Source organism: Arthrobacter sp. 754, from assembly GCF_040548695.1.
Taxonomy (GTDB): domain Bacteria; phylum Actinomycetota; class Actinomycetes; order Actinomycetales; family Micrococcaceae; genus Arthrobacter.
In genome coordinates, this window is sequence record NZ_JBEPSC010000007.1 from 229,515 (window position 1) to 255,860 (window position 26,346).

Annotated in this window: 21 protein-coding genes and 1 pseudogene; 7 read left to right on the forward strand and 15 right to left on the reverse strand. The window is 63.9% G+C overall.

The annotated features are described in order from the left end of the window. Nucleotides 1–94 precede the first annotated feature (94 nt). From ABIA70_RS19630 to ABIA70_RS19640, 3 genes are read right to left on the reverse strand one after another with little or no spacing between them, the layout of a single operon-like run. Nucleotides 95–640, reverse strand: a complete 546-nt coding sequence (locus ABIA70_RS19630) for a LysR substrate-binding domain-containing protein (RefSeq protein ID WP_354149250.1) — start codon at nt 638–640, stop codon at nt 95–97. Beyond that, entirely contained in the window at nt 561–2,615 is a 2,055-nt protein-coding gene (locus ABIA70_RS19635; protein ID WP_354149251.1) for an ABC transporter ATP-binding protein, read from the reverse strand. Before ABIA70_RS19635 ends, ABIA70_RS19630 begins: the two co-directional genes overlap by 80 nt. Next, nucleotides 2,612–4,345, reverse strand: coding sequence for an ABC transporter ATP-binding protein (locus tag ABIA70_RS19640; RefSeq protein WP_354149252.1), 1,734 nt, complete (start codon nt 4,343–4,345; stop codon nt 2,612–2,614). The genes ABIA70_RS19635 and ABIA70_RS19640 overlap by 4 nt, the downstream gene beginning before the upstream one ends. A gap of 251 nt (nt 4,346–4,596) precedes the next feature. Here ABIA70_RS19640 and ABIA70_RS19645 point away from each other — a divergent pair, with 251 nt between their 5' ends. Both ABIA70_RS19645 and ABIA70_RS19650 read left to right on the forward strand, forming a co-directional pair. Then, nucleotides 4,597–7,086 carry a PEP/pyruvate-binding domain-containing protein gene (locus tag ABIA70_RS19645; RefSeq protein ID WP_354149253.1) on the forward strand — a complete coding sequence of 830 codons (2,490 nt, stop codon included), beginning with the start codon at nt 4,597–4,599 and terminating at the stop codon, nt 7,084–7,086. Continuing rightward, nucleotides 7,083–7,709 (forward strand): TetR/AcrR family transcriptional regulator, encoded by a 627-nt coding sequence (locus tag ABIA70_RS19650; RefSeq protein ID WP_354149254.1) that lies wholly within the window; start codon nt 7,083–7,085, stop codon nt 7,707–7,709. Before ABIA70_RS19645 ends, ABIA70_RS19650 begins: the two co-directional genes overlap by 4 nt. A gap of 47 nt (nt 7,710–7,756) precedes the next feature. Here the strand turns inward: ABIA70_RS19650 and ABIA70_RS19655 are convergent, their stop codons facing one another. After that, a complete protein-coding gene (locus ABIA70_RS19655; protein WP_354149255.1) occupies nt 7,757–8,692 on the reverse strand; it encodes a nitrilase-related carbon-nitrogen hydrolase in 936 nt (311 codons plus the stop codon). 134 nt (nt 8,693–8,826) lie between these two features. On the opposite strand from ABIA70_RS19655, the gene ABIA70_RS19660 reads away from it, so the two are divergent. Then, nucleotides 8,827–9,234 (forward strand): rhodanese-like domain-containing protein, encoded by a 408-nt coding sequence (locus ABIA70_RS19660; protein ID WP_354149256.1) that lies wholly within the window; start codon nt 8,827–8,829, stop codon nt 9,232–9,234. Nucleotides 9,235–9,260: 26 nt separating this feature from the next. Here ABIA70_RS19660 and ABIA70_RS19665 read toward each other — a convergent pair whose 3' ends face one another. The 7 genes from ABIA70_RS19665 to ABIA70_RS19695 form a co-directional block, all read right to left on the reverse strand. Beyond that, complete coding sequence (locus ABIA70_RS19665; protein ID WP_354149257.1) at nt 9,261–9,890, reverse strand: bifunctional 4-hydroxy-2-oxoglutarate aldolase/2-dehydro-3-deoxy-phosphogluconate aldolase; 630 nt, start codon at nt 9,888–9,890, stop codon at nt 9,261–9,263. Further along, a complete protein-coding gene (locus ABIA70_RS19670; protein ID WP_354149258.1) occupies nt 9,880–10,914 on the reverse strand; it encodes a sugar kinase in 1,035 nt (344 codons plus the stop codon). Before ABIA70_RS19670 ends, ABIA70_RS19665 begins: the two co-directional genes overlap by 11 nt. A 26-nt stretch (nt 10,915–10,940) precedes the next feature. After that, nucleotides 10,941–12,113: an ABC transporter ATP-binding protein gene (locus tag ABIA70_RS19675; RefSeq protein ID WP_354149259.1), complete on the reverse strand. Its 1,173-nt coding sequence runs from the start codon at nt 12,111–12,113 to the stop codon at nt 10,941–10,943. 4 nt (nt 12,114–12,117) lie between these two features. Beyond that, nucleotides 12,118–12,774: a carbohydrate ABC transporter permease gene (locus ABIA70_RS19680; protein WP_354149260.1), complete on the reverse strand. Its 657-nt coding sequence runs from the start codon at nt 12,772–12,774 to the stop codon at nt 12,118–12,120. Nucleotides 12,775–12,950: 176 nt separating this feature from the next. Beyond that, complete coding sequence (locus tag ABIA70_RS19685) at nt 12,951–13,883, reverse strand: carbohydrate ABC transporter permease (RefSeq protein WP_354149261.1); 933 nt, start codon at nt 13,881–13,883, stop codon at nt 12,951–12,953. A gap of 69 nt (nt 13,884–13,952) precedes the next feature. Continuing rightward, the gene (locus tag ABIA70_RS19690; RefSeq protein WP_354149262.1) at nt 13,953–15,236 is read right to left on the reverse strand and encodes an ABC transporter substrate-binding protein; all 1,284 of its coding nucleotides are present in this window, start codon (nt 15,234–15,236) and stop codon (nt 13,953–13,955) included. 87 nt (nt 15,237–15,323) lie between these two features. Then, nucleotides 15,324–16,913 carry an N-acyl-D-amino-acid deacylase family protein gene (locus tag ABIA70_RS19695; RefSeq protein ID WP_354149263.1) on the reverse strand — a complete coding sequence of 530 codons (1,590 nt, stop codon included), beginning with the start codon at nt 16,911–16,913 and terminating at the stop codon, nt 15,324–15,326. 89 nt (nt 16,914–17,002) lie between these two features. On the opposite strand from ABIA70_RS19695, the gene ABIA70_RS19700 reads away from it, so the two are divergent. The 4 genes from ABIA70_RS19700 (at nt 17,003) to katG (ending at nt 21,745) form a co-directional block, all read left to right on the forward strand. After that, a complete protein-coding gene (locus ABIA70_RS19700; protein ID WP_354149264.1) occupies nt 17,003–17,737 on the forward strand; it encodes an IclR family transcriptional regulator in 735 nt (244 codons plus the stop codon). Nucleotides 17,738–17,753: 16 nt separating this feature from the next. Then, nucleotides 17,754–18,884: an aminotransferase class V-fold PLP-dependent enzyme gene (locus ABIA70_RS19705; RefSeq protein WP_354149265.1), complete on the forward strand. Its 1,131-nt coding sequence runs from the start codon at nt 17,754–17,756 to the stop codon at nt 18,882–18,884. 18 nt (nt 18,885–18,902) lie between these two features. After that, nucleotides 18,903–19,289 carry a RidA family protein gene (locus ABIA70_RS19710; RefSeq protein ID WP_354149266.1) on the forward strand — a complete coding sequence of 129 codons (387 nt, stop codon included), beginning with the start codon at nt 18,903–18,905 and terminating at the stop codon, nt 19,287–19,289. A gap of 161 nt (nt 19,290–19,450) precedes the next feature. Beyond that, nucleotides 19,451–21,745 (forward strand): catalase/peroxidase HPI, encoded by a 2,295-nt coding sequence (katG, locus tag ABIA70_RS19715; RefSeq protein WP_354149267.1) that lies wholly within the window; start codon nt 19,451–19,453, stop codon nt 21,743–21,745. Nucleotides 21,746–21,832: 87 nt separating this feature from the next. Here the strand turns inward: katG and ABIA70_RS19720 are convergent, their stop codons facing one another. The 4 genes and pseudogenes from ABIA70_RS19720 to ABIA70_RS19735 form a co-directional block, all read right to left on the reverse strand. Beyond that, nucleotides 21,833–22,090 carry a hypothetical protein gene (locus ABIA70_RS19720; RefSeq protein ID WP_354149268.1) on the reverse strand — a complete coding sequence of 86 codons (258 nt, stop codon included), beginning with the start codon at nt 22,088–22,090 and terminating at the stop codon, nt 21,833–21,835. 181 nt (nt 22,091–22,271) lie between these two features. After that, nucleotides 22,272–22,676: a class F sortase gene (locus ABIA70_RS19725; protein ID WP_354149269.1), complete on the reverse strand. Its 405-nt coding sequence runs from the start codon at nt 22,674–22,676 to the stop codon at nt 22,272–22,274. A gap of 280 nt (nt 22,677–22,956) precedes the next feature. Next, a complete protein-coding gene (locus tag ABIA70_RS19730) occupies nt 22,957–24,147 on the reverse strand; it encodes an ice-binding family protein (RefSeq protein ID WP_354149270.1) in 1,191 nt (396 codons plus the stop codon). A gap of 356 nt (nt 24,148–24,503) precedes the next feature. After that, nucleotides 24,504–26,182 (reverse strand): annotated as a pseudogene (locus ABIA70_RS19735) (thiamine pyrophosphate-dependent enzyme). Nucleotides 26,183–26,346 lie beyond the last annotated feature (164 nt).

Sequence of the window (26,346 nt, forward strand, 5' to 3'; positions counted from 1 at the left end):
TTTCGGAAACGGCCGCTTTTGTTTCCTAATCGACTTGCGCAGTCCCTAGCACTGCCCTGGGGGTCTTGGCCGATCCCTCGTTCGATCTGAAGGCCTACTTCTGGAAAGCGCCGCTGCCCCCATGAGGCGGGACGGCGACGTCGTGGGTGGCTGCGCTCTGAACTACGTCTGCGCGGCCATAGGAGCCGAGCTTCTCGACCGCATAATCGAGCAAGGCAGCGGCTCGTCGCGTGAGGGTCATGTCCTCGGGCCAGATCCCCACGACATGGGAGAGGGTTACGGGCGGGTTGAATGGGCGGACGGCGACCGGCCGCCCCTCGACGCTCATGGGGAGCGCGTTGGGCCGGGACATGAGCAGGCCGTACCCCATGCCGCGGCCCACGAGCGCCTCTACGAGGATGATCTGGGTGACCCGGGCTGCGACCCTGGGCTCGAGCCCGCGCGCGGCGAACGCCTCGACTATATTGATGGTGCTCGGGCTCACGTCGTAGAGGATGAGTGGCTCGCCGGCGAGATCGGGGAGATCCACGGTGCTGCCCGCCGCGAGCGGGTGGTCCGGATTAAACCTCCGCCACAGGAGCCGCGAACTGCGCCTCGTACAGCCGCGCATAAGCCCCGCCCGCTGCCAGCAGCGACGCATGCGTCCCCTGCTCCACGATCTGCCCGGCCTCCATCACCAGGATGAGGTCGGCGTCGCGGATCGTGGACAGGCGGTGCGCAATGACAAACGACGTACGGTCCGAGCGCAACGCACGCATCGCCTTCTGCACCAGCACCTCAGTCCGGGTATCCACCGAAGACGTCGCCTCGTCCAGGATCAGCACCGACGGCCGCGCCAGGAACGCCCGCGCAATCGTCAGCAACTGCTTCTCCCCCGCCGACACATTGGAACCCTCGTCCTCCAACACCGTGTCGTACCCCTCGGGCAGCGACCGCACGAACCGGTCCACATACGTCGCCGTCGCCGCCTCCATGATCTCCGCCTCGGAAGCAGTGGGCCGGCCGTACGCGATGTTGTCCCGGATGGTCCCGCCGAACAGCCACGTATCCTGCAGCACCATGCCCAGCCGCGAGCGCAGCTCACGCCGCGGCACCGAGGTGATGTCCACGCCGTCGAGCGTTATCCGCCCGGCATCAATCTCGTAGAACCGCATCATCAGGTTCACCAGCGTGGTCTTGCCCGCACCGGTGGGCCCCACAATCGCCACCGTCTGCCCCGGCTCCGCCACCAAAGAAAGCGAAGAAATCAGCGGCTTGTCCGGCGAATACGAGAAAGACACAGACTCGAACACCAGCCGCCCCCGCCCCGCACCATCCGGCGAAGGAGCACCAGAAGCAGGATCCGGCGACTGCTCCTCCTCATCCAGCAACGAGAACACCCGCTCCGCAGACGCCACCCCGGACTGCAGCAGATTCGCCATGGACCCCAGCTGCGCCAGCGGCATGGTGAACTGCCGCGAGTACTGGATGAACGCCTGCACATCGCCCAGTTGCATCGCCCCGGACGCCACCTGCAGGCCGCCCACCACCGCGATCCCCACGTACACCAGGTTCCCGATGAACGTCATGGCCGGCATGATAAGCCCGGAAATGAACTGCGCGCCGAAGCTCGCGTCATACAGCTCCACATTCTTCTGCTGGAACCGCTCCTCCACCTCGCGCTGCCGGCCGAACACCTTCACCAGCGCATGCCCGGTGTACGTCTCCTCGATCTGCCCGTTCAGCTCACCCGTGTGTTTCCACTGCGCCACGAACAGCTTCTGCGAGCGCTTGGCGATCAGCGCGGTGACACCCAGCGTCAGCGGCACGGTCACCAGCGCGATCAGCGCCAGCGTGGGCGAGAGGATGAACATCATCACCAGCACCCCCACCACGGTCAGCACCGACGTGACCGCCTGGCTGATGGACTGCTGCAGGGACTGGGAGATGTTGTCCACATCGTTCGTGACCCGGCTCAGCAGCTCGCCGCGCTGGATCGAATCGAAATACCGCAGCGGCAGCCGGTGGATCTTCGCCTCGATCTCCTCGCGAAGCCCGAACACCGTCCGCTGCACCACCCCGTTCAGCACATACGCCTGCACCCACATGAACGCCGACGCCAGCACATACAGCACCAGCGCCCACGCCAGCACGCTGGACAGCGCCGCGAAGTCGATCCCCTCCCCCGGCGTCAGCGCCATGGGCGTGAGCATGTCCGCCTTCTGGTTCTCCCCCGCGGCCCGCAGCTGCGCGATCAGCTGCTCCTTGGTCACCCCGGGCGGCAACTGCCTGGAGACCACCCCGGAGAAAATCAGGTTGGTGCCTTCCCCCAGCAGCCGCGGTCCGATCACGGAAAGCGTCACGCTCGCGACGCCCATCACCAGCACCAGCAGCAGCCACGCCCGCTCCGGCCGCAGCGTGCCCAGCAGCCGCTTCGCCGAGGGCCCGAAATTCATTGCCTTCTCCGCGGGGATGTTCATTCCGCCGAACGGCCCGCCGCCCCTGCCGGGTCCTACCGGCGGACGGGGAATGCGTACGACGTCGGCAGTCCCGGCTTTCGAGGCCGGCGCGGTTGCGCCCGGGGCGGCAGGGTTGGGGGAACCAGCGCCCGACGGCGGCCGGTTCTGCGTGCTCATACCGTCTCCTCCGCTGACAGCTGGGAGGAGACGATCTCGCGGTACGTCTCCGAGGTCTCCAACAGCTCGTGGTGCGTTCCGTTCCCCACGATCCGGCCGTCGTCGAGCACCAGGATCTGGTCCGCGTCCACGATGCTGGACACGCGCTGGGCGATGATCACCAGCGTGGCGCCGGCGGTGCTGCGCTTGAGGGCCCGGCGGAGGCGGGCATCCGTGCCGGTGTCCAGCGAGGAGAACGAATCGTCGAAGATGTACAGCTCAGGCCGTTTCACCAGTGCCCGGGCGATGGCCAGCCGCTGCCGCTGCCCGCCCGAGACGTTGGTGCCGCCCTGCGAGATGGGCGCATCCAGCCCGCCCTCCATCTCCTCCACGAAGTCCCGGGCCTGGGCGATCTCCAGCGCCTCCCACAGCTCCTCCTCGGTGGCATCCGGCTTGCCGTACTGCAGGTTGCTGCGCACGGTGCCGGTGAACAGGTAGGGCCGCTGCGGGACCAGGCCGATATGCCCCCAGAGCAGGTCCGGGTGCAGCTCGCGCACGTCCACGCCGTCGATCCGGACCGAGCCGGAGGTGGCGTCGAACAGCCGCGGCATGAGGTTCACCAGCGTGGTTTTGCCGGAGCCGGTGCTGCCGATGATCGCCGTCGTCTGCCCGGCCCTGGCGGTGAAGCTGATCCCGGACAGGACGGGCTGATCGGCACCCGGGTAGGCGAATCCGGCGTCGAGCATTTCCAGTTCCCCGCGGCGCACGGCGCTGCTCAGGGGATTCTTCGGCGGGCGGACGCTGGATTCGGTGCCCAGCACCTCGCCGATCCGGTCCGCCGAGACCGCTGCGCGCGGGATCATCACGGCCATGAACGTGGCCATCATGACGGACATCAGGATCTGCATCAGGTAGCTCAGGAACGCGATCAGGGTGCCCACCTGCATGGAGCCGTCCTCGATCCGGAACGAGCCGAACCAGATCACGGCCACGCTGGAGACGTTCAGCACCAGCATCACCACGGGGAAGGCGAGTGCCATCAGCCGGCCGGCGCGCAGGGCGGTGTCCGTGACGTCGTCGTTCGCCTGGGCGAAGCGGGCGGTCTCGATGTCCTCGCGGACGAACGCGCGCACCACGCGGATGCCGGTGAGCTGTTCGCGGAGCACCCGGTTCACGGTGTCGATCCGCTTCTGCATCTTCCGGAACAGCGGCACCATCCGGACGATGATCAGCCCGACGGCGATCAGCAGCACTGGCACGGCGACGGCGATCAGCCAGGAGAGCTGCACGTCCTGCCGGACGGCCATGATCACCCCGCCGATGGCCAGCATGGGAGCGGACACCATCATGGTGGCGCCCATCAGGACGAGCTGCTGGACCTGCTGGACGTCGTTGGTGGAGCGGGTGATCAGGCTGGGGGCGCCGAACCTGGTCACTTCCTGCTCGGAGAACTGCCCCACGCGGGCGAAGATGGCGCCTCTAAGGTCCCTTCCGGTGCCCATCGCGGCCTTCGCGCCGAAGTACACGGCGATCACGGCGCAGATGATCTGCAGCAGCGTGATCGCCAGCATGAGGCCGCCCAGGTTGAGGATGACCCCGGTGTCCCCCTTGGCCACGCCCTCGTCGATGATGTCCGCGTTCAGGGTGGGCAGGTACAGGGACGCGATGGACTGCGCCAGCTGGAAAACCACGACGGCGATCAGCAACTGCCGGTGCGGCCGCAGGTATTCAACAAGCAGTTTCCAGAGCATGGCGGCTCCCGGTCCAAAGGCTCACATAACGTGATGCGAAGGTCAGTTTACGTCCGGAAGCTGTGAAGAATCAGGGCTCCTGCGGAGAAGTTTGGGGTGGTTCTCGGACAGCGTAGGCCGACGGCAAAGCGGACTTGCTGTACAAGCGCCTGCGGGACCTTGCGGGCTCGCGCACAGCACTCGTAACGTACAGAGAACGGATAGTTCTCTATGTCAGCGAACGTCCACCCTTCGGTCCCTAGGAGCCCCCGATGACTGCGGAATTTACGGGTAAGCTCGGCGAGTTCGGCGCCGCTGACCTCGCCTCGGCTGGCGGAAAGGGCGCGAACCTCGGCGAACTCGTGCGGCAGGGATTCCCCGTTCCAGCGGGCTTCGTCGTCAAGACCGCCGCCTACGCCACCCTGCTGGCGGAATCCGGCCTGGGCGCCGAACTCGAAAGGTTGCTGGCCGCCGAAGACTCCGGAGCACGGATCCGGGCGCTGTTCACCCAGACCCAAATTCCGGCGCGCGTCTCCGCCGAGATCGCTGCGGCCTACGCCGCCCTGGGCGGCGGACCGGTCGCAGTGCGTTCCAGCGCCACCGCCGAGGACCTGCCGGGCGCCGCGTTTGCCGGGCAACAAGACACGTTCCTGAATGTTGTGGGCGAGCAGGCGGTGATCCGGGCCGTGGTGGAGTGTTGGGCCTCGTTGTGGACGGATCGCGCCATTGCCTACCGACAGCGCCAGGGAATTGATCCTCGGGAGGTGTCGATTGCCGTCATCATCCAGGACATGGTGCCGGCGGATATCGCGGGAGTTTTGTTCAGCGCGAACCCGGTGACGGGGGAACGCGGTGAAATCGTGGTCGATGCCAGCCAAGGCCTGGGCGAGGCCGTGGTGTCCGGGCGGGTCACGCCGGAGCACTATGTGCTGGACAGTGCGGGGCGCACACGGTCGTTTATCCCCGGCGCCCACGAGGTTGTTATCCGGGCACTTGCAGGAGGGGGCACGCAGGAGAGCCCCGGCACGGGCAGCCCGGGGGCTGCCCTCGGCACAGAGCAGTTGGCGGAACTGGCGCGGCTGGCATTACGCGCGCAGAATCACTTCGGCCGGCCGCAGGACATGGAATGGGCCATCGCCCGCGGTCGCTTGTATGTGCTCCAGGCACGGCCGATGACTGCCCTGCCGCCGCAACCGATGCGCCTCAACCCGTTCCAGCGGTTGATGGGGCCGTTCTTTGCAGAGATGTTCCAGGAGCGTCCCTATCCCCTGGACGTGTCGGGCTGGATGCAGCGCGGCATCCTGGCCATGCTCCACGGCATGGCCGGAAGCGTCGGCGTCGTCTTCCCGGCGGTGGAGGAGTTATTGCCGGAGGAAGACGGCGTGGTGGTCCGGCTGGTTCCGCCCGTGCCGCACCCTACGGTCCGCACGCTCGGCGCACCTTTTTCCGTGGCACGCCGGGCCCGACGGTTCAATCCAACCCGGTGGACCCGGGACAGCAGGTTCACCGCGTATCTGGAGAACATCCGGCGGCTGAACGCGCAGGACCCCCGGACCTTGACCTGGAAGGGGGTCGTTGGGCTCGCGGAAGATGCCTTCGCCACGATGCGCGGGATCACCGAGCTGCGGATCTCCTACCTCCCGGGAGCTTTTGTTCCCCAGCTGAAGCTGCGCCTGCTGCTCATGCTGCTGGGCAAGAGGCACCTTGGCTCGGCACTCATCGCTGGCGCGGAAACCCGCACCACCCAGGCCAACCGTGCCCTGGAGGCGCTGGCCGATCAGGCCCGGTCCCAGGGCGAGCTGGCCCGGGCCTTCAGGGAGCTGGCACCGCGCGACCTGCTCCCCCGAGTGGAGCACGAGCCGGATTTCCAGGAGTTCCGCAAACGCTTCCAGGCCTTTCTCGCAGAATACGGGCACCGCGAAACCGTCAGCCTGGTATTAAGCAGTTCACCAACCTGGTCCGATGCCCCTGAAGTGGTTCTCGGGCTGATCACGTCAATGATGGGTGAGCGGAGGCAGGCTGCAGACCAGACAGGCGAAGCACTCGAGGAGCTGAAGGGTCATCCCGCCCTGCGGATCGCGGCCCTGCGGCGGCACCTGCTGTCCGCAGTCGACGCCGCCAAAGCCGGGATGGCCTTCCGCGAGGACAGCCACTTCTACGCCACCATGGTGCTGCCGCCGCTCCGGCGGGCGCTGTCGGAACTGGGCCGGCGGCTGCACGACGGCGGCGTGCTGGCGGATCCGGCCGAGGTCCACCACCTGCGCTTCGAAGAACTGGCAGGAATGGACGACGGCGGCGCGTTGCCTGCCGCGAAGAGGGAACGCTACCGCCGCCTGGTGCTGGCCAGGGCCGCGAAACGCCGGGAGCTGGAGGGTATTCCGCTGCTGGATCCGGCACTGTTCGCGCACAAACGCCCGGCACCCGGGACGCTGGTGTCCGGCATGCCGGCCAGCCGCGGCCAGGCAACCGGGGCCGTAAGGATCATTCGGGGGCCGAACGAATTCGGACTGCTTCGCAGCGGTGAAGTTCTGGTCTGCCCCTACACCAACCCATCCTGGACTCCACTGTTCCAGCGTGCTGCCGCCGTCGTGGTTGACGCCGGCGGCATCGCCTCCCATGCTGCCATCGTCGCCCGGGAATACGGGATCCCGGCCGTTATGGCCACCGGGTCGGGAACCATTGACCTGCAGAACGGCCAGCTGGTACTTGTGGACGGCACCCGCGGACAAGTCTCTGCGGCTGTTACGGGGCTCTCGTCGTGACCACCGGGGCACGCCCGGATCACCGAAAGCTGCCGCGCCGCCGCGGTGCCGTCCTGAACAGCGCGATCTTTGATGCCGTTTTGGCCGAGATCGCCGAATCCGGATACTCTGCGCTGACTATGGACCGCGTTGCCGAACGCGCACGCGCAAGCAAAGCCTCGCTCTACCGTCGATGGTCTGGCCGCGCAGCCCTGGTATTGGACGCCGCCTACGCGTCGATGCATGGCCCGGACACGGTCCCGAACACCGGCAGCCTGCGTCTGGATACCTTGACGGTCATGCGGCACGCTGCCCGGTTGCTGGAAGGGACAGTTGGACAGGCAGTTCGTGGAGTGCTGGGCGAGGCCTTGCAGAACCCCGGCGTTGCCGCCGAAGTCCGTGAGTTCACGCATGGAAACGCCAGCCGGATGATGAATGAAATCCTGGCCAACGCCGTCAGACGGGGCGAATGCGCTCCGGACCTCGTGACTGACTTAAGAATAGAGGCCGGTCCCGCCCTGCTGCGGCAACGGTTCATCTTCGGCTCCGGACCAATCGAAGATGACTTCCTGGTGGGGGTTGTGGACCAGGTGGTGCTGCCGTTGTTCGGCGTTGACCTGAAGAATACCCCCGTGAGCACCTGAGAGTTTCCGCGGTTCCAGTAAGGCATGTCAATGCCCCCGGCTGCGCCCTATGTTGCCGGCCCTACACCGTTAGGCCCCTGCCGGGTGATGCTGGTGTAGTGCTCCGGGCGCCGATGCTGGGAGAAGTTGAACACGTCCCGCCGGTACCGCGTCACCATATCCAGATCAATTTCGGCAGTCACGATTTCATCATCGAGTGTCCTCGCGGCGGCGACAATCTCCCCGGACGGAGCGATGATGGCGCTGCCACCTATCTGGCTCACCCCTTCCTCAACTCCCGCTTTGGCTGTTCCGATGACCCACATCGAGTTTTGGTAGGCCCCGGCCTGCATGGACAGGTGGTTCTGAAAATTGGTCAGGTTGTCACTTTCCGGAAGATGAGGATTGGAATCAGGCGTGTTGTACCCCAAACAGACAACTTCAGCGCCACCCAGGGCCAGCACCCTGTACGTTTCCGCCCACCGCCGGTCATTGCAGATGGCGAGCCCGATCCTGGTGTTGCGCCATGCTTGGACTCCGAACCCGAGGTCACCAACCTCAAAGTATTTCTTTTCCAAGTTCTGGAAAGGGGTTCCTGGCTGAACGTCACGAAACCCGGGAAGATGGATTTTGCGGTAGCGATGTATGACGTTGCCACCCTCGTCCACGAGAGCTGCAGTGTTGAAGTGCCGCTGATCCTTGGTGCGTTCGGCGTAGCCCAAAACGAATGCGACTCCCAGTGTGCGGGCTGCGTCAAACAAAACCTGTGTGCCGGTTCCAGGGACGTCCTCCTCGAAATAACTTCGAAGTTCCGCTTCGTCCTGTACAAGCCAGTGCGGGAAAAAGGGAGTCAATGCGGCTTCGGGAAAAACCACCAGCTCCGTCCCTTCCGCCGCGGCCGCTTCAAGAAGCCGGATGAGGCGTGCCAGAGTCTCCGCCCGCGTCGCTGAACGGGGTATCGGCCCCAGCTGGGCGGCCGCAACTGTCAAAGTTCGGGTACTCATCAGACGCTTTTAAAAGTAGGGGACTTGCCGGTGACTGCTGCAGTGGCGGGCTGTTTCACATATGGATCCGTCGGCGCGAGGGAGCCGCAGAAAGCTGCCGGTCCGGGCGAAACAGCTTCCGGTATGTTGACCATATGGCTACTCCTCTCGAGTTCTTCAGATCCAAGCTTCAGTATGAGATCGATGTGATGGACGTGGCAGACGGTCTGCGTGCCGGGGAATTCGTCCTGGTGGATACCCGGCGGCGCGCCTCCTGGGACCACGCCCATATTCCCGGAGCCCTGCACTTGCCCTCGGCAGAAATCACTACTGCCGCCCTGCGCCTCATCCCACCGGGGAGCAGGGTGGTGGTCTACTCCTGGGGCCCTGGTTGCAACGGCAGCACAGTAGGGGCGCTGGCTTTCGCTGAGCTCAAATACCCGGTGAGTGAAATGATCGGCGGAATTGAATACTGGATCCGGAATGGGCTTCCTGTGGAAACCGCCGACGGCCTGATGACCAAGGAAGTAGACCCGCTGGTGCGCGCATACCCCGGCCCGTGAAGGCCCCCTGCCCGGTCGCATTCCTCTCAGTCCCCGTTGTGCCGGTCCTGGGTACCCCGGGTGGCAATTATTTCTGCGACCAGATCGAGTTGGCGGCTGTCGTCCAGCGCTGAACCGATCGCGATCGTTGTGGCCCCTGCCTCAAGAAAGGCACCTGCGTTGGAAGCGTCGATCCCGCCCGTGGCGACAAATGAGACCCCTGGGAAGGGGCCGCGCATTGCCTTGAACCATTCTGGACCAAGAACGGATGCCGGGAATGCTTTGAGGACCGTACAGCCCATGCGTATTGCTGACTGTATCTCGCTCGGGGTGGCCACCCCCGGGAGATGCGGCAGCTGCAGGTCCCGGCAGAGGCTGACGACTTCCGGGTCAAGGCCCGGGGCGACCGTAAAGGCGACACCCATCTTGACGCTTGTCCGGACCTGTTCTTCTGTCACAACCGTGCCCGAGCCGACCGGTTTTCCACGTTCAGCCCCCGCTCTAATGACGGCGGCCAGCGATGGCACGGCGTCGGGGGACTGGATCGGAACCTCCACCAGGTCTATGCCCAGGTCCCAAGCCTTTGAGGCCAATTCAACGGACCGCTGGGGGTCCATGTTGCGCAGAATGGCCATCACGGGTTGTCCTCGAAGCAGGCTGGTGACGTCAGTGGACACGGGTGTTTCCTTTCGGGGCGAGGGAATGCAGATCGTCAAGGTGCGATGCATTAAGCCGGATTCCGGACCAATCATCGCCGTCGAGTCCGCTGACGGCCAGGATGTCTTCGGAAGGGGGCAGGGGTGGCAGGTCACTCACGTGCTGAAGTGTCAGGCCGGCCATAAGGTGCCCCAGGCGAAGGGCCCTCGGGGTGTCAAACCCGCGAATGAATCCCGCGAGGTATCCGGCTGCGAAGGCATCCCCGGCGCCCACCGGTTCCACTATCTCTGCGGCCAGGGCCGGCTGGCGGGTAACGGTCTCACCGGTGAAGTGGACAGCTTCGATGCCGGCGTCCTTGACCACCAGATGGGGCACGTCGGGAAGAATTTCCCGGACGTCTTCCGCACGCTCCGTGCCCCATAATCCTTGCGCCTCATCCCGGCCGACTACTGCGATATCTGCATGGCGCGCCAGCTCAAGCAGCCGCGGGGCAGCTGCCTCAAGCGGCCAGAGTGCGGGACGGTAGTTAACATCAAAGCTGATGAGGACATCGGGGACGCGGTGGTCAATGAGGATGTGCTGAAGCAGGCTGTTGGCCGAGGCCGAGAGCGCTGCGGTGATCCCTGAAACATGGCAAAGCGTCCGTTTTTCAAGGGACAGCAAGGCGGAGTCGCGCGGGCTAAGTGCTGAGGCGGCCGAGCCCGCGCGGTAGTAGTACACGCGGCTAGCCCCCGGTTCGCGGTCTTTGAAGTAGATCCCCGTAGGACGATCCGCGTCCATCTGCACCCTGTCCAGGCAGACTCCCCTGCCTCGAAGAAAGTCGGCGATGATCTGTCCGAAAGGATCGTTGCCGAGCCTGCTGATCCATTCAACGCGGTGGCCCAGATGCGCGATCCCGGCCGCTACGTTGCTTTCCGCCCCTCCCACGTGGATGCCCAGATGGCTGTTTTTGGCCAGGGGCCCCTCATCGGGTGTCAGCAGCACCATGGTTTCACCCAGGCATAATATCGGCGGCGTGCCGCCCTCCGTTCCTTCCGTCTTCATGGTTTTTCCAACTGTTGGGCCGACACCTAGCTGGAGGCCATCTGTGCGGTGTCCAACAGTTCACCGTCGTCCGTCGAGTACCAGAGGACGTCGTCAGGGTCGAAAGAGACGGTGCACATCTGGCCATGTTCGAGCCAAACGTCACCCACGAGCTTTGCGTAGAACAGGTCGCGGGAGGCCCGCGCGCCCACTTCGAAGTTGTGGGCCTCGTTGCCGAATTTGAAGCCAACAACCGTCTCCGCGCCCAGGTGCTCCACAGTGATCACCTGGGCCTGGTAGCCCTGCTGCCCGTCCGGATGGACGCTGACCTTCTCGGCACGGATGCCAAGCTGCATGGCGCGCTCGGCCGTTCCGACAGCAGGGGCAAAGGGCAGCACATTGCCGAACATCTCCGCTCCCTGCGTGGTATGGGTGACAGGGATAAGGTTCATCGGCGGGGCCCCAATGAACTTGGCCACGAACGTGTTCGCGGGCCTGTCGTAAATCTCCTTGGGGGTCCCGTACTGCTGGACCACACCGTCGTTGAGCACGATGATGCGCGTTCCCATTGTCATGGCCTCGACCTGGTCGTGGGTCACGTAAACGAAGGTCTTCTGAACACGGTCATGGAGCGCCGAAATCTCCGCCCTCATCTGGGTCCGCAGCTTGGCATCGAGATTGCTGAGGGGTTCATCCAGCAGATACAGCGCCGGCTCCCGGATGAGAGACCTTGCCACGGCCACCCTCTGGCGCTGCCCGCCGGAGAGGGCCTTGGGCCGCCGATCCAGGTAATCCGTCAGTTCAAGCATCTCGGCAACATGATCGATCTTGTCGGCGATGTCCTTGCGCTTCATCAGGGCGCGACGGGCGAAGCCACCGACGACAGGGATGTGATGCCACCAGCGGAAGTTGTCCATAACCAGGGGGAACCCGATATTGGCCCGCACACTCATGTGGGGGTAGAGGGCATAGGACTGGAAAACGAACGCGATGTTGCGTTTCTTGGGCTCCAGGTTATTGACTACGACGCCGTCGAAACGAAGCTCGCCGGAGGAAATATCAGTCAATCCGGCGATCATTCGCAGCATGGTTGACTTCCCGCAACCCGACGGTCCCAACAGGACCAGGAACTCCTTGTCCGGCACGGTTGCGTCGAAGTCCTTGATGACGGTGTTCCCGGCAAAATTCTTGCTGACCTGGTCAAATTCAATTGTTGGCATGGAATTATCCCTTTACTGATCCGGCGGTGAGTCCGGAGACGATCTTGCGCTGCATGAGAAGGAAGAAGACAACGGCCGGGACAGTAAACACCAGGGCCGCGCTGAACACAGTGTCCAGCGGCGTCGAGAACTCCCCGATGAAGGAGGCGAGGCCGGTGGAAGCAACCCAGGACGAACGATCGCGAATGAACGTCGTGGCGAACAGGTATTCGTTCCACCCGTCGAAGAACGTGATGACTGCCGCGGCTGCCATGGAGGGGGCTACGAGCGGCACCACCATGACCTGGAGAATGCTGAGGGGACTGCAGCCGTCCACCCTGGCCGACTCCTCCAGCTCGAAGGGGATGTTATCAATGGCTGACTTCAGGATGAACAGGGCAACGGGCATCGCGAAGGCAGTGTTGACGAGCACCAGGCCACCGAGTTGGTTCAACAGCCCGAGGGCTGCAAACAGCGAGTACAGCGGGACTACGAGGAGCGCCTCAGGAAGCATCTGCGTGGCGAAGAACAGGAAACCCATGGGCCCTTTGCCAACAAATTTGTAGCGGGAAAGCGCATACGCGGCCATAGTCGCCAGGATGAGGCTTAGAAAGGTTGTGCCGAAAGCGACAACGGCGGAGTTGGCCATCCAGCGCAGGAATGGTGTGTCCGTCGTGAGCACGGAGAAAAGATTGAACGTCCTCGATATGTCGGGAACGATTGCTTGATCCCCCCGGTACAGATCGTTGGTCGGCGTCATCGCAGTATTGATGATCCAGAAGAGCGGGAACCCGGCAAGGCATGTCAAAAGCAACGCAAGAATAGCCCTGACTCCAACGCCTAGACGTCTGTGCGCGATCATTCGTTTATTCCGTTCTGCTTATTGGCCCGCTGTTCGACGACAAAGTAGATCCCGGTAACCACGAGGGAAAGTACGAGGCCCAGCATGCCCGCTGCGGCCGCCAGCCCCAGCTGGCTGTTGTTGAAGGCCTCGCGGTAAACGTCAATGACTATGGTGTTTGTAGCGTCCACAGGCCCACCGCCGGTCAGCAGCCAGATGATTTCGAAGCGCCGGAAAGACCAGATGGTCATCAGCAGCGCGACCACGCGCAAGGTTGGCAGCAGGAACGGGAGGACGACAAGCTTAAAGGTGCTGTAGCCGTCTGCTCCGTCGATCCGGGTTGCTTCGTAGAGGTCCTCGGGAACGGACTGCAGTGCCGCGAGGACCACCAGCATCACGAAAGGCGTGACCTTCCATACCGTGGCGATGACCACCGAAGGCATTCCGTAGGCGGGGTCGGTGAGCCAGCCGCGCTCGCCCAGGCCCAAGGCGCTGCCGGCTTCATTCGCGATGCCGGTCGAGTCGTTGTAGATCCATCGAAACACCAGCGCTACGGCCACTGTGGGAACGGCCCAGGGCATCACTATGACAGCCCGGGCCAGCGTCCGCCCAGGAAAGTACCGGTTGATGACAAAGGCTGAGACCGTGCCGAGTGTCAGCGACAGGACAACGGTGAAGGCGGTGTAGATGAGCGTAGTGACCACCGATTTGAAGAAGGCACCGCTGCCCAGTAGGTGGTCATAATTGTCGACGCCGATATAACGTCCCGCCGTGGGGTTCAGTAGACGGGTGTTAGTGAAGCTCAGGTCCAGGCCCTTGAGTAGCGGAACGACGGCGAACAGAAGCAAGTACAGGACGGCCAGTCCAATAAAGAGATACGGAGTCCAGCTGAAGCGCCTGCGCCGGGTTGCCGGTGCCGTACGGGCGGTAGCGGTGGTGGTCTCGGTCATCGATGAGTTCTCTCGATAGGGGCAGACTGCCCGGGCGGAGGCCGCACGGGCAGTCTGCGCTTGCGCTTGCTAGGGAGCCAGGCTGGAGGCCTGCTGCTGGGCGGCGTCCATCGCTTCCTTAGCCGATATGCCAGTGGTGAGCATTCGAGCAACTTGAGTCAGGACAATAGTCCGCACCTGCGGCGTCTTTGTTTCAAACCCCGGGATTACCACCGAGGAGGAGTTCTCCAACTGCTTGTAGAACGCGTCGATCCAGGGATTTGCCTTGATCTTGGCATCAGGGGCAGATACTCCGGTAGCGATGCCGGAAGGGAACAGGGCGTCAACAAACTTGGACTGGGCATCGGCCGTCATCATCCACTTGATGAAATCCTTGGCAAGCGCCTTGTTTTTCGAGTGGGAGTTGATTGCAATGGAGAACCCGGCATAGGCCGACCCCCCTTTGGGGAACGGAAGTGGCGACGCTGACACCTGGGTGGACTTCACGCCATCCTTGCTGGAAACCATGGTGAGCAGGGCGGAGGAGTTATCGATGACCATTCCGACCTGTCCGGCTGAGAACTTGCTCCGGTATGTTGATGCGTCGTCGCCAACACCGAATCCGCTGGACTTGTAGGCCTTGAGGAAGGCATCCGCAGCAGCGACGTTTTCGTCGCTGTTCAGGGTGAGCTTCTTGCCGTCAGACCACTTTCCGCCGAATCCAAAGACCCAGTTGCTGTAATCCGTGAACCATGGCGCTTCCTCATTGAGCTGGTGGCGGACAACGAAACCTGTCTTGCCGGTCTTGTCCTTGATCTGCTGGGCGGCCGTGACAAGTTCGTCAGCCGTCGTCGGGGGCTTCACACCGGCCGCCGACATGATGTCATTGTTGTAGAAGAGGGCGTAAGGCACTGCTTCCCAGATCAAGCCGAGCTGCTGGCCGTCGAACTTGTAATTTTCGTTCGACTTGCGCAGTGCTTTTTCGCTGTTTGAATCCAGGACGCCGTCCAGCGGCTCAAGTGCACCGCTGGAGGCCAGCTCTGGAAAGAAGGGGTCTGGAACAATGAGGATGTCCGGACCAGCACCCGAGCCAATCTGCGTGCTGATGGTTTTCTCATAGTCCGCGCGGGTGATTTCCTGCTTTTCTATCTTGGCCTTGGTATTGACCTTTTCATATTCCTTGACCGCGGCCAGGATGCTGTCACCGCGGCCCTTCTCCAGCCACTGCCAGTTGGCGAAAGTGAGCGTTCCTCCCTCCGCGGCGGCCGGGCCCGTCTCCGTTGTCCCGCCGCCTCCCCCGCCACTGCAGCCAGATAGCGCCAGGCTCAAGGCGACGGCCACGGCTCCGCTCTTCATCACTGTTCGAATCTTCACGAGGACTCCTGATTGTGCATATGTTGCAACACCTGTTGCGCAATTGCCATAGTGTCAGCTCCGGACCGTGCTGTAAATAGGTACCGGCTATTTCTGCATGCGGCGGACGGCCCGGCCCGGTGTTGCGGAAGTCCGGGTTCCCTGGCGGATGGTTGCCTCGCCGTTGACGAACACGTGATGGATCCCGTCGGGCAGCACTTTGGGGTTGTCGTACGTGGCACGGGACCCAACTGCCGCGGCGTCAAAGACGACCAGGTCGGCCCAATTGCCCGCTTTGATCACTCCCCGGTCGCCCAGACCCAGCCGGCGGGCCGGCCTCGATGTCGCGTGCAGGACCGCTTCTTCCAGGCTCATGACGCCAAGCTCACGGACGTAGTGGCCCAGGAAGCGTGGGAAGGTTCCCCAACCGCGCGGGTGGGGCCTGTCGCCTACCAGGATGCCGTCGCTGCCCACCGTGTGGGCGCCATGGCGCATGACTGCCTGGACATTCTCCTCGTTGCCGACCTGGACCAGGCATCCTGCACCAAAATCATCTGCGACAAGCAGGTCCAGGAATGCGTCGCCCGCGGAAGCCACCCTCTCCCCCGCCATTTCCGCCACGGTCTTACCCACCGCCCAGGCGTTGCCGGCCCGCTGGGTGGAGGCGATAACGATTGTGGTCCAATCCATCGGCACACCATGGTGTCCGTCGGATCCTTCCACTTCAATCTCGTGAAGGATCCGCTTGCGAGTTGTCGGGTCAGCCAACCGCTGGCCCATCGCGTCCTTTCCGCCTTCATGGACCCAACTGGGGAGCAGGGCCGCCAGATAGGTTGCGCCGGCCAGGTAAGGGTACGAATCAAGGGTGACGTCCAGGCCTGCACCCACCGCTTCATCAATGGCCGACAGCACTTCTGCCGCTCTGCCCTTGTTTTGGGGAAAATTCACGTGACAGTGGGCCAGGTGAAGCGGGACTGCCGCCTCACCCGCGATCTTCAAACAGGCCCGGTAACCCTCCACCACATTTACTCCGTAATTCCGGTGGTGGGGGCAGTAATAGCCACCGATCTCCTTGACGGCGGCCAGGGCATGTACCAGTTCCGCATCCGAGGCGTACATGCCCGGTGTGTACGTCAGGCCTGTCGACATTCCCATGGCGCCGTCCCTGAGCCCCTGGGCAACAATGTCCCGGATCCTGCCAAGCTCATCGGCAGTGGCAGGACGCGACTCGGTGCCCATGACCATCATTCTCACCGTACCGTGGGGCACGAGCACTGCAACGTTGACTGCTGCTCCCTCGTCCACCTTTGCCAGGTAGTCAGCGATGCTTCGCCATGAATAGTCCAGGTCAGGAGTGCCGTTCCAACCTGCGATCTGCTCCCGGGTGGCCGCCATGACTTCGTCGTTGACTGGCGCGTACCCCAGACCGTCCTGGCCTACCACCTCCAACGTGATCCCTTGCGCCACCTTCGAGACATGTCCACGATCAGCAAGGACGGCGAGGTCCGAGTGCGCGTGCATATCAATGAACCCGGGCGACACCACCAAGCCGGCAACATCCAGCTCCTCACCGCGGAAGTCCTGCCCTGGAGCAAGGATGGCATCTATGCGTCCCCCGCGGATCGCAATGTCAGCCGGATAAGCCGGCCTGCCCGTACCGTCAATGATCGACCCGCCCCGCAAAACTAAGTCACCCATAGCGCCTCCGCTGAAGCATAAAAATGTTGCACCCTTTGCACAGGGGTGTGCAAGAATGTTGGAACACTGTGAGTATATAAGGAGAGTGAATGTCTCAAGCCGTGCAGCGGGCAACCGAAATCCTTGAATTCCTGGGTGAGGGACCTCGGAGTCTGAGCGAGACGGCCAAGCGCTTCAATGTGCACCGCTCAACGGTCCTGCGTCAGTTGCAGACCCTTGAAGAGGCAGGTTTTGTGCTCCGGCGGGGGAACGGTCACTACAGCATCGGACCGAAAATGATCGCCATCGCACAGCAGGCCCTGGACAGCCTTGACCTCCGCGCCGTCGCCCATGACGACATACGAAACCTGCATGCGCGCACGGGCCAGACCATTCACCTGGCGCAGCTTGTCGAATCAACGGTGATGTATGTGGACAAAGTGGAGGGGCAGGACAGTGTCCGGATGTACTCCCGTATCGGAAAGACGGTGTTGCCGCACGTCACCGGAGTGGGGAAGGCAATACTCAGCCAGCTTGCACCGGCCCGCCGCGATGCCATCCTGGCAGGCGTGGAGTGGAGAGCGTTCACGCCAAACACGCTTGCCACACGGGAGGCACTGGACGAACAGTTGGCCGTCATTAAGGACCGGGGGTGGGCGATCGACAACGGGGAGTTCGAGGACTTCGTCAACTGCATCGCCGTGCCCATCACCAACTCCAGCGCCAGCACGGTAGGCGCCATCTCAATTACCGCCATCAAGGCCGTGGCCTCAGTGGAGGACCTCATGGCGCATCTGGACGACATCCGCCGCACCGCCCAGACCATTTCCCGCCACCTCGGCTAACCCAACGAAAGGCAGCATGAACTTCTATTCCGGCCTGGGCCTAAAACCTGTCGTAAACGCCGCCACCACCTTCACCGCGCTCGGTGGGTCCCTGATGCCGGAGGAGGTGCTGGACGCGATGACGGATGCGGCGGGTTCCTTTGTCGACATGCACGAACTGCACCTGGCAGCCGGGAAACGCTTGGCTGAAATCACCCGCAACGACGCGGCCTACGTCACCTCCGGTTGCGCTGCCGCGCTTATCCTTGCGCTCCTGGGCATCCGCACCAAAGGAGACCCCCGGGTCCTCACCGAATTCCCCGGCCGCGACCTCGCCCCCAGCGAAGTCATTATGCACGCGGCGCACCGCATTCCCTATGACGCAGCGATAGCAATGTCAGGCGTCACTATCCGCCAGATCGGCAATATCCAGCAGACATTTGACTGGGAACTGGAGTCGGCGATCACGGAAAGAACGGCCGCTGTCCTGTATGTGGCAGGCCCGCATCTCCCGCAGGTCGCACTGCCCCTGCCCGAAGTTGTACGCATTGCCAGGAAGAAGGGAATACCGGTGATCGTCGATGCGGCCGCGCAGCTTCCTCCGGTCGAAAACCTTTGGCATTTCACCAAGGAGTTGGGCGCAGACGTTGCTGTGTTTTCCGGGGGAAAGGCGCTGCGCGGGCCGCAGGCCAGCGGACTAATGGTGGGAAACCCGGACATCATCGAAGCAGCCCGCCAAAACGGAGCACCCTTCCAGCGCTGGGCCCGGGCCATGAAAGCCGGCAAGGAAGAAATCGCGGGGCTCCTGGCCGCCGTCGAACGCTTCGTAAACCTTGATCACGCTTCGCTCCATGGCCAATGGCTGACAACGGTGGAAGCCTGGCATCAGGGACTCATGAACCTCGACGGCGTTTCCCTCCGCCCTGAAGCCCTCAATGAAGCCGGCCAGCCAGTCCCCCGCCTCTACGTCGGCATCAATGACACCGTGAGGGCCGCCAGCACCTTGGCAGCCCTCACGCAAGCAAACCCGCGGGTCGCGGTCCACCCAGACTTGCGGAACGGGACACCGCACGGATTCTGGATCGGACCGGACCTGCTTCAGGGCGACGAGGCGCAGATCGTCCTGGACACCGTGCACACCGCAATCACGTCCTCAGCCAGCAAATAGCACCCAACAAGGAGACCCATGAGCAAGAAGGCCATCGTCATTCCCAACGCCCCATCGCCAGCGGGACCATACAGTCAGGGCATCGTCGCCAACGGGTTCCTCTACACCGCGGGTTTCGGTCCTCAGGACCCCGCCACCGGAGAAGTTCCCGAGGGCGTAGCGGAACAGACCCGGCAGGTGCTGCGCAACATCGAGGCAGTTCTCACCGAAGCCGGCGCCACTTTTGCCGACGTCGTCAAAGTCACTACGCACCTGCAACACCTCAAGAGGGACTTTGACGAATACAACGGGGCGTACCTTGAATTTTTCCCGGCCCCGTTCCCGGTGCGCACGACCGTGGGGTCGGACCTCTACGACATCCTGGTTGAGATCGACGTTGTGGCCGCCCTTCCACAGCAGATATAACTGCGACGCCACCTGTCCGGCGTCGTGAATGAGGGCGCCGCTAGCCGCCGACAGCTAATGGCGGAAAGGCCCTCCCCCGCGGCGCGCGGTCATGGTCAAATAGGAGGGTTGAACCGGCTGCCCGAGTCCGACCACGGCCTCGGCCATATGGAAGGAAGCACATGAGCGATAGCCAGGAACACCCTCCGGTCCCCACCCCGGGAAGCGCCCAGGGCCTGGACAGCAAGGTAAAGGGTGGCTGTCCGGTGAACCATGACAGCGTGACGTCCCACGGCAGCGAGAGCGAAAACCCGGCGATTGACTCGCCGGAGCCCAAGGGGCACCGTCCCCGGACTGTCGCGGACTGGTGGCCGAACCAGCTGGATCTCTCCGTGCTCCACGCCCACCAGCCGGCGGGCAACCCTCTCGGCCCCACCTACAGCTACCGCGAAGAGTTCCAGAAGCTCGACGTCGAGGCGCTCAAGCAGGACATCACCAAGGTCCTGACCACCTCCCAGGACTGGTGGCCCGCCGACTTCGGCCACTACGGCGGCCTGATGATCCGGCTGAGCTGGCACGCCGCCGGCACCTACCGCGTCCACGATGGCCGCGGCGGTGCAGGGGACGGCAGCCAGCGGTTCGCGCCGCTCAACAGCTGGCCGGACAACGCCAACCTGGACAAGGCCCGGCGGCTGCTGTGGCCCGTCAAGCAGAAATACGGCCAGAAGCTCTCGTGGGCTGACCTGCTGGTCCTCGCCGGCAACGTGGCCCTCGAATCGATGGGCTTCAAGACCTTCGGCTTTGCTTTCGGCCGCGAGGACGTATGGGAGCCCGAGGAAATCTTCTGGGGGCCCGAGGACACCTGGCTCGGCGACGAACGCTACATCGGCGAAGGCCAGATGGCGGAGGAGGTCGGCTCCACGGAAATGGGCCTGATCTACGTCAACCCCGAAGGGCCGATGGGCAATCCGGATCCCAAACTCGCAGCAGCATACATCCGCGAGACGTTCAAGCGCATGGCAATGAACGACGAAGAAACCTTCGCGCTGATCGCGGGCGGGCACACCTTCGGCAAGACCCATGGCGCCGCTGTGGCCGACGATTACGTCGGCCCCGAGCCGGAGGGAGCCGATCTGGAGAACCAGGGGCTGGGCTGGCTCAGTACCTATGGCAGCGGCAAGGGCGGCGACACCATCACTTCAGGCCTCGAAGTCACCTGGACTGACAAGCCCACCCAGTGGAGCAACCGCTTCCTGGAGATCCTGTTCGAATACGAGTGGGAGCTTGTCAAGAGTCCGGCGGGCGCACACCAGTGGGTTGCCAAGGACGCTCCGGAGATCATCCCGGACGCGCACGACCCGGAGAAAAAGCACCGCCCCACCATGCTGACAACAGACCTGTCGCTGCGCGTCGACCCGGTCTACGGCGAAATAGGGCGGCGCTTCCTGGCGAACCCGGACGAGTTTGCGCTCGCGTTCGCGAAGGCCTGGTACAAGCTCCTGCACCGCGATATGGGGCCCGTCGGTCCGCACATGCTGGGGCCCTGGGTCCCCGCCCCGCAGCTCTGGCAGGACCCCGTCCCGGAGGTTGACCACGAGCTGGTCAACGAGCAGGACATCGCCGGGCTCAAGGCCCAGCTCCTGGACTCGGGCCTGTCCGTCTCGCAGCTCGCCAGCACGGCATGGACCTCGGCAGCCACCTTCCGCAAGACGGACAAACGCGGCGGAGCCAACGGCGCACGGATCCGGCTGGAACCCCAGCGCGGCTGGGAAGCCAGTGAGCCCGAGCAGCTGGGATCTGTGCTGCAGGCCGTCGAAGCAGTGCAGCAACAGTTCAACTCCGCCCAGACCGGGGGCAAAAAGGTCTCGCTCGCAGACCTGATCGTCCTCGGCGGCTGCGCGGCGGTTGAAAAGGCCGCGAAGGACGCCGGCTTCGCCGTCACCGTGCCGTTCCGGCCGGGCCGCACGGACGCTGCCCAGGACCAGACCGACGTCGAGTCCTTCCAGTACCTGCAGCCGAGGGGTGACGGGTTCCGCAACTATGTGCGCCCCGGAGGAAAGCTCCAGCCGGAGACTCTTCTGCTCGACAAGGCCTACCTGCTGGACCTCTCCGCACCGGAAATGACCGTACTCATCGGCGGCATGCGCGCGCTCGGCACCAACCACGGCGGATCAGCCCACGGCGTCCTGACCGACAGGCCTCAGGTGCTGACGAACGACTTCTTCGTCAACCTGCTCTCCCCCGGCACGAAGTGGAAGGCATCGGAGACGGAGGAGGACGTCTACGAGATCACTGACGTCACCACCGGCGAGCGGAAATGGACCGCCACATCGGTGGACCTGGTCTTCGGATCAAACTCCCAGCTCCGGGCGCTGGCCGAGGTCTATGCCAGCGACGACGCCAAGGAGAAGTTCGTCCACGACTTCGTTGCGGCCTGGGTGAAGGTCATGGAACTCGACCGCTTCGACCTTAACTGAGCGCGGTTTCCTAAACGGGGCATCCGGCCCGGCTGCACCTGCGGCCGGGCCGGATGCAGTACTCCAGCACCGCCAACCGGGACGGCGTCAGACGATGTCGGGCGCGCTGGCAATGATGTAGTCTGCGGCGGCCGGTCCCTTCATGGCCAGATGGTTGTCCGCGGGCTTGATGCGGTGCTCCTTCAGAGCGGCCCAAAGGTCCTCGGGAGCCTGGGGCTCCTCATTGTTCATGAGGCACCAGCTGGTGTAGACGCCGTAAAGCTCGTCCCGGTCCAGTCCTGCCTCGTTCTCGGCGTCCTCACGGATGGACTGCGCGAGAAAGACCTCAAAATGGGGATTGGTCATTACAGCTCACTTCCTCAACACAACCGAAAAAGACGTCCCGGCGGCACGCCTGCAGTTCTGGAATCTACACGGATTGCGGGCCGGCTGCACATCCCAAGAAGCAGGCCTCTTTTAACCGTACGGGACCTTGCCCGGAGGCTCACATTGTGCTTAGCGGAGGTCCGAAGCGTCGATAAGGAGCCTAGTCAGCAGGTACCGGGCTGGCCTGAACGATGATGTTCTTGCCCCACAGGTCCTCGGTAAAGCACGTGATGAGGACGAGCCGGCCCGGCACCTTGTCCCAGATCGCGCTGTCCTTCAGGGTGTCCTTGTATTCGGTGGTGATCCGGTCAACGGTGTAGTGGAGCGGCCCCTCGGCCGTGGTGACGGTCAGCCGGTCCCCAGGTTTTGCCAGCGAACTGATGTTGTTGAAAGGCGAAGCGCTGCCTTCCCAGCTGTGCCCGGCGATGTAGGTGGTGTTCGTGGACCCTGCGCCGGGGACGCCGTAGGGGGTGAGCCAATAGGCGTCAGCCGTGGGCGGCGGAACGATGGCTGCGAGGTTCCGCTCCTCCTCTGTGGGCGTCAGCGGCAGGACGGCCTGGTCCATCGCCGCGGCCGGGTAAGTGATATGCAGTGGCGGTGAGCCGGGCGCTGGCGTTGTCGCAGCGGTGACAACCGCTGGGGCGGGAGCGGGCGGACTCGCCGACAGAGCTCGAGGCGGCGCCGTCGTCGTCGGAACTGTAGCCTGCGACGATCCCCAGCCGATAAGCAAAACGGACAGGGCTAAGGCACCAACAAGGGACCGGGTGACCGCCGCCCTGCTCCAGTTCCGTGCCGGGCCGCGCGTGCGGAGGTGCCTGCCTCTTGCCGCTGCCCGCCGCAAGCCGCTACTCCTGGACGCTGCGGCGCCTGCGGGCCACCAACGTGGCGCCCACTACTGCTGAAGTCAATCCAAGACCGGCCAGAATTGCCCCGAAGGCCGCCGTTTCCTCGTTGGACACGCCGACCGCCGTGTCAACATTGGTGCCCTGGTTCCGGCCGCCTGCTGCGCCCGCCCCTGCCCCTGTTCCGGCCCCGTTGCCGGACCCGGTATCGGCCAGCGGCGCCGCCGAGGTAGGCGCATCGGTTCCGGTGCCGCCCGCCCCCGCTGCGGGTGTTTCCGTTGCGGTCGGAGCCCGAGTTGCCGTCGCGGTCACTGTCGGCGTGGCACCCAACGTGGTTGTCGCCGTCGGCGTCGCAGTTGCTGACGCCGTGTCGGTCGGCGTCCCTGTCGCCGTCGGCGTGCCCGTTGTGGGGGGCGCCGAGGTGCTTGGCGCCGTGATGCAGGCCGGAGTGGTAAACACATTGGTGTCCAGGGAGACCTGCCCGTTGCGCGCCATGGCTCGGCCCTCCACCGTCGCACCGGTGGCGACCGTTATGGAGGTGAGGGCAAGAATTGTCCCCTTGAATGTGGAGGCGGTGCCCAGGGTGGCCGAGCTGCCCACCTGCCAGAAAACGTTGCAGGCCTGGGCCCCGTTGGTCAGGATGATGCTGCTGGCTGACATGGTGGTCAGGCCCGAAGCCACCTGGAAGACAAAGACGGAGTTGGGATTTCCCTGGCCGTCGAGGGTGAGCTGCCCGCTGAGCGCCAGTGAGGACGTGGAGTTGTACACACCCTCAGTCAGGGTCCGTCCCACCAGATCCCCTGACACGCTGGTAGTCAACGCCTGACCGGCAGCGTTGTCGTAGGCAATTCCGACGTCGGACTGCGCCTGGAGAGCCACAGCGTCTGCTGCGTGAATGGTCCCGGTTGTCACGCCCGGCGGGAAACCCGTAACCGCACTGCCGGGGCTCACCCCCACATCACCTTCGAGGGTAGTGGAACCGGTGTTGGTCACTGTTGTGCCGGCGAGCACGGAGTATGAGGCTGCCGTGCCCAGACCGACCGGGGTGGCCGCGAAGGCCGGTGACTGCTGCCATAGCAAGGCCGCGGCAAGGAGAAAAACTCCCGTTGCCCCGGTTGCCGTTGCTGCTCTGCGACGGCGTAGTACTCCCGAGGCGGAATGATGTTGTTCCTGTTGCGCGGCACTGAGTTGCATGGCAGTTCCTTCCCCAGGAGGGCAAACACCCTCGGACACTGCCCAACAAATTTGTAAGGGAGCTTACCAACGGACTGTACGCCCGAAACCGCAGCCGACCTACGATGTGCGTTGGCGGGAATTGGCGTGCCCGCCGAGCAAAAGCTTGCCCGCGGACGCCTGAATTCCTATCTTGGCAGGTCAGGGCCGATGCAAGCAGTTCGCGCCGTTCACGGGGGCCACTTCTGCATACAAATATTTAATCGAGTCCTCGCATATATTTCCGGGAAATCCAGAGTTCCCCCGCCACGGGGTCGACCAGCGGGCGACGGCGGAATGTCCCGCCGTCGCCCGCTGCCAGGGCAGGACTGCTCAGCTCAGTACGCCCTGACTCGCTGTTCCACAATGAGATGGATGAGGGCAAAGACGCCGTCCTCATCGATTGCCGCCAGGGCAGCGTCGAGCGCGGCGTTAACGTCCTTATCTTCGGTGACAGTGATCCCGAAACCGCCGAAGGCCCTGGCCATCATGCCGAAGTCCGGATTCTTCAACTGGGTCCCGGACACACGTGAGGGGTAGTGCCTCTCCTGGTGGGTGCGGATGGTGCCATATTCCTGGTTGTCCATGACGATCACCAGCGGCGTGGCCCCGTACTGGGCCGCCGTGGCCAGCTCCTGGCCGTTCATGAGGAACTCCCCGTCGCCGGCGATGGTGACCACACGGCGCCCGGGTTCGGCCAGCGATGCCGCGATGGCCGAGGGGACCGAGTAGCCCATTGAGCCGTTACGGGCGCTGATCATGGAAGCGTAGCGTCGGGTGGGAAAATAGCGGTGGGCCCAGTTGGTGTGCTCGCCTGCACCGAACGTCACCACTGAGTCCTCCGGCAGCCGAGGCACCAGGTTCGCCATCAGAGTGTCCATCCTTGCCTGACCCGCTGCCGGGGCCACACCGGGTAGCGCGGCGAACCGCTCCTGCTCGCCCCGCATCCGGTCCGTCCATGCCTTCCACTCTTCCTTTACCGGCAGGTCGATTCCCTCGAGGTCGCGGACAAAGGCCTCGGGCTTGGCCAGAATCTGCCGCGAAACGGGACCCGACCGGCCACGGAGTGAGGGGTCGGCCGTGACCAGGAAGTTCTTTTTGTTCCAGTCCTGCCTGCAGACGAAGCCGTCCGTAATCACGTCGCCCGGCACTGTCCCGACAAACACCAGCAGATCAGTTTCCTCCAGGAGGTCGTATGTCGGGCGAGGGCGGCCGTAGCCAATGGCCCCACGTAGGACGGGGAATCGAAGGAGACTGTTCCCTGCGTCCGCCATTCAGCGGCTGCCGGGATATGGTGCCGTTCCAGCCATCCGGTTAGCTGGTCGGCTGCTTCCTGCGTCCAGTCGTTGCCGCCAGTGACAAAGAGCGGCTTGCGTGCCTTTGCCAGTGCAGCTTCCAGCGCCGCGGCGTCGGCGCTGCTCATGCCGCCGGCTGCCACCGGAATGACAGGGTGCAGCACAGGATCGATCCGCTGCCGGATAATGTCTTCCGGCAGGCCCACCACCACCGGGCCCGGCCGCCCGCTCATGGCCGCAAACATCGCCTCGGCCACAATCTCGGACGCACGCTCCGCATGGTCCAGGACCATGACACGCTTGGCCCCGCTATCGAACCAGGCCTTGATGTCGAACTCCTGGAACGCCTCCCGGTCCCGATGCGCGAACGGGATCAGGCCGACGAACAGCAACATGGGGGTGGAATCCTGCCAAGCGGTGTGCAACCCCACATGGGCGTTTGCCGCGCCGGGCCCCCTGGTCACCATCGCAATGCCAGGGCGCTGGTGCAACTTGCCGTCGGCCTCGGCCATATAAGCGGCGCCGCCTTCGTGCCGGCAGACAACTGTCTTGATCTGGGAGTTGTGCAGGCCGTCCAGGACGTCCAGGAAGCTCTCGCCGGGAACCACGTAGCTTCGCTCCACGCCGTGGGACACCAGCGAGTCAACAATCACATGCCCGGCAGATTTGCGTGCTGGGAGAGCGCTCGGTGCGGTCAGGATTTCTTCAATTTCAGTTGTCATTGGCTTTTCTTGGGTGTTCGGACTGGTTGGCATTCGTTGAGTGAACGGTGCGGATTACCTGATGGGTGTCGGGTTGGCGATGACGGGTGCGCTGCCGGTGAAGCCTTCGCGGGCCTGGGCGATTTCGCGGATGCGGTGGCGGCAGGCGTACCAGCCGACCACCA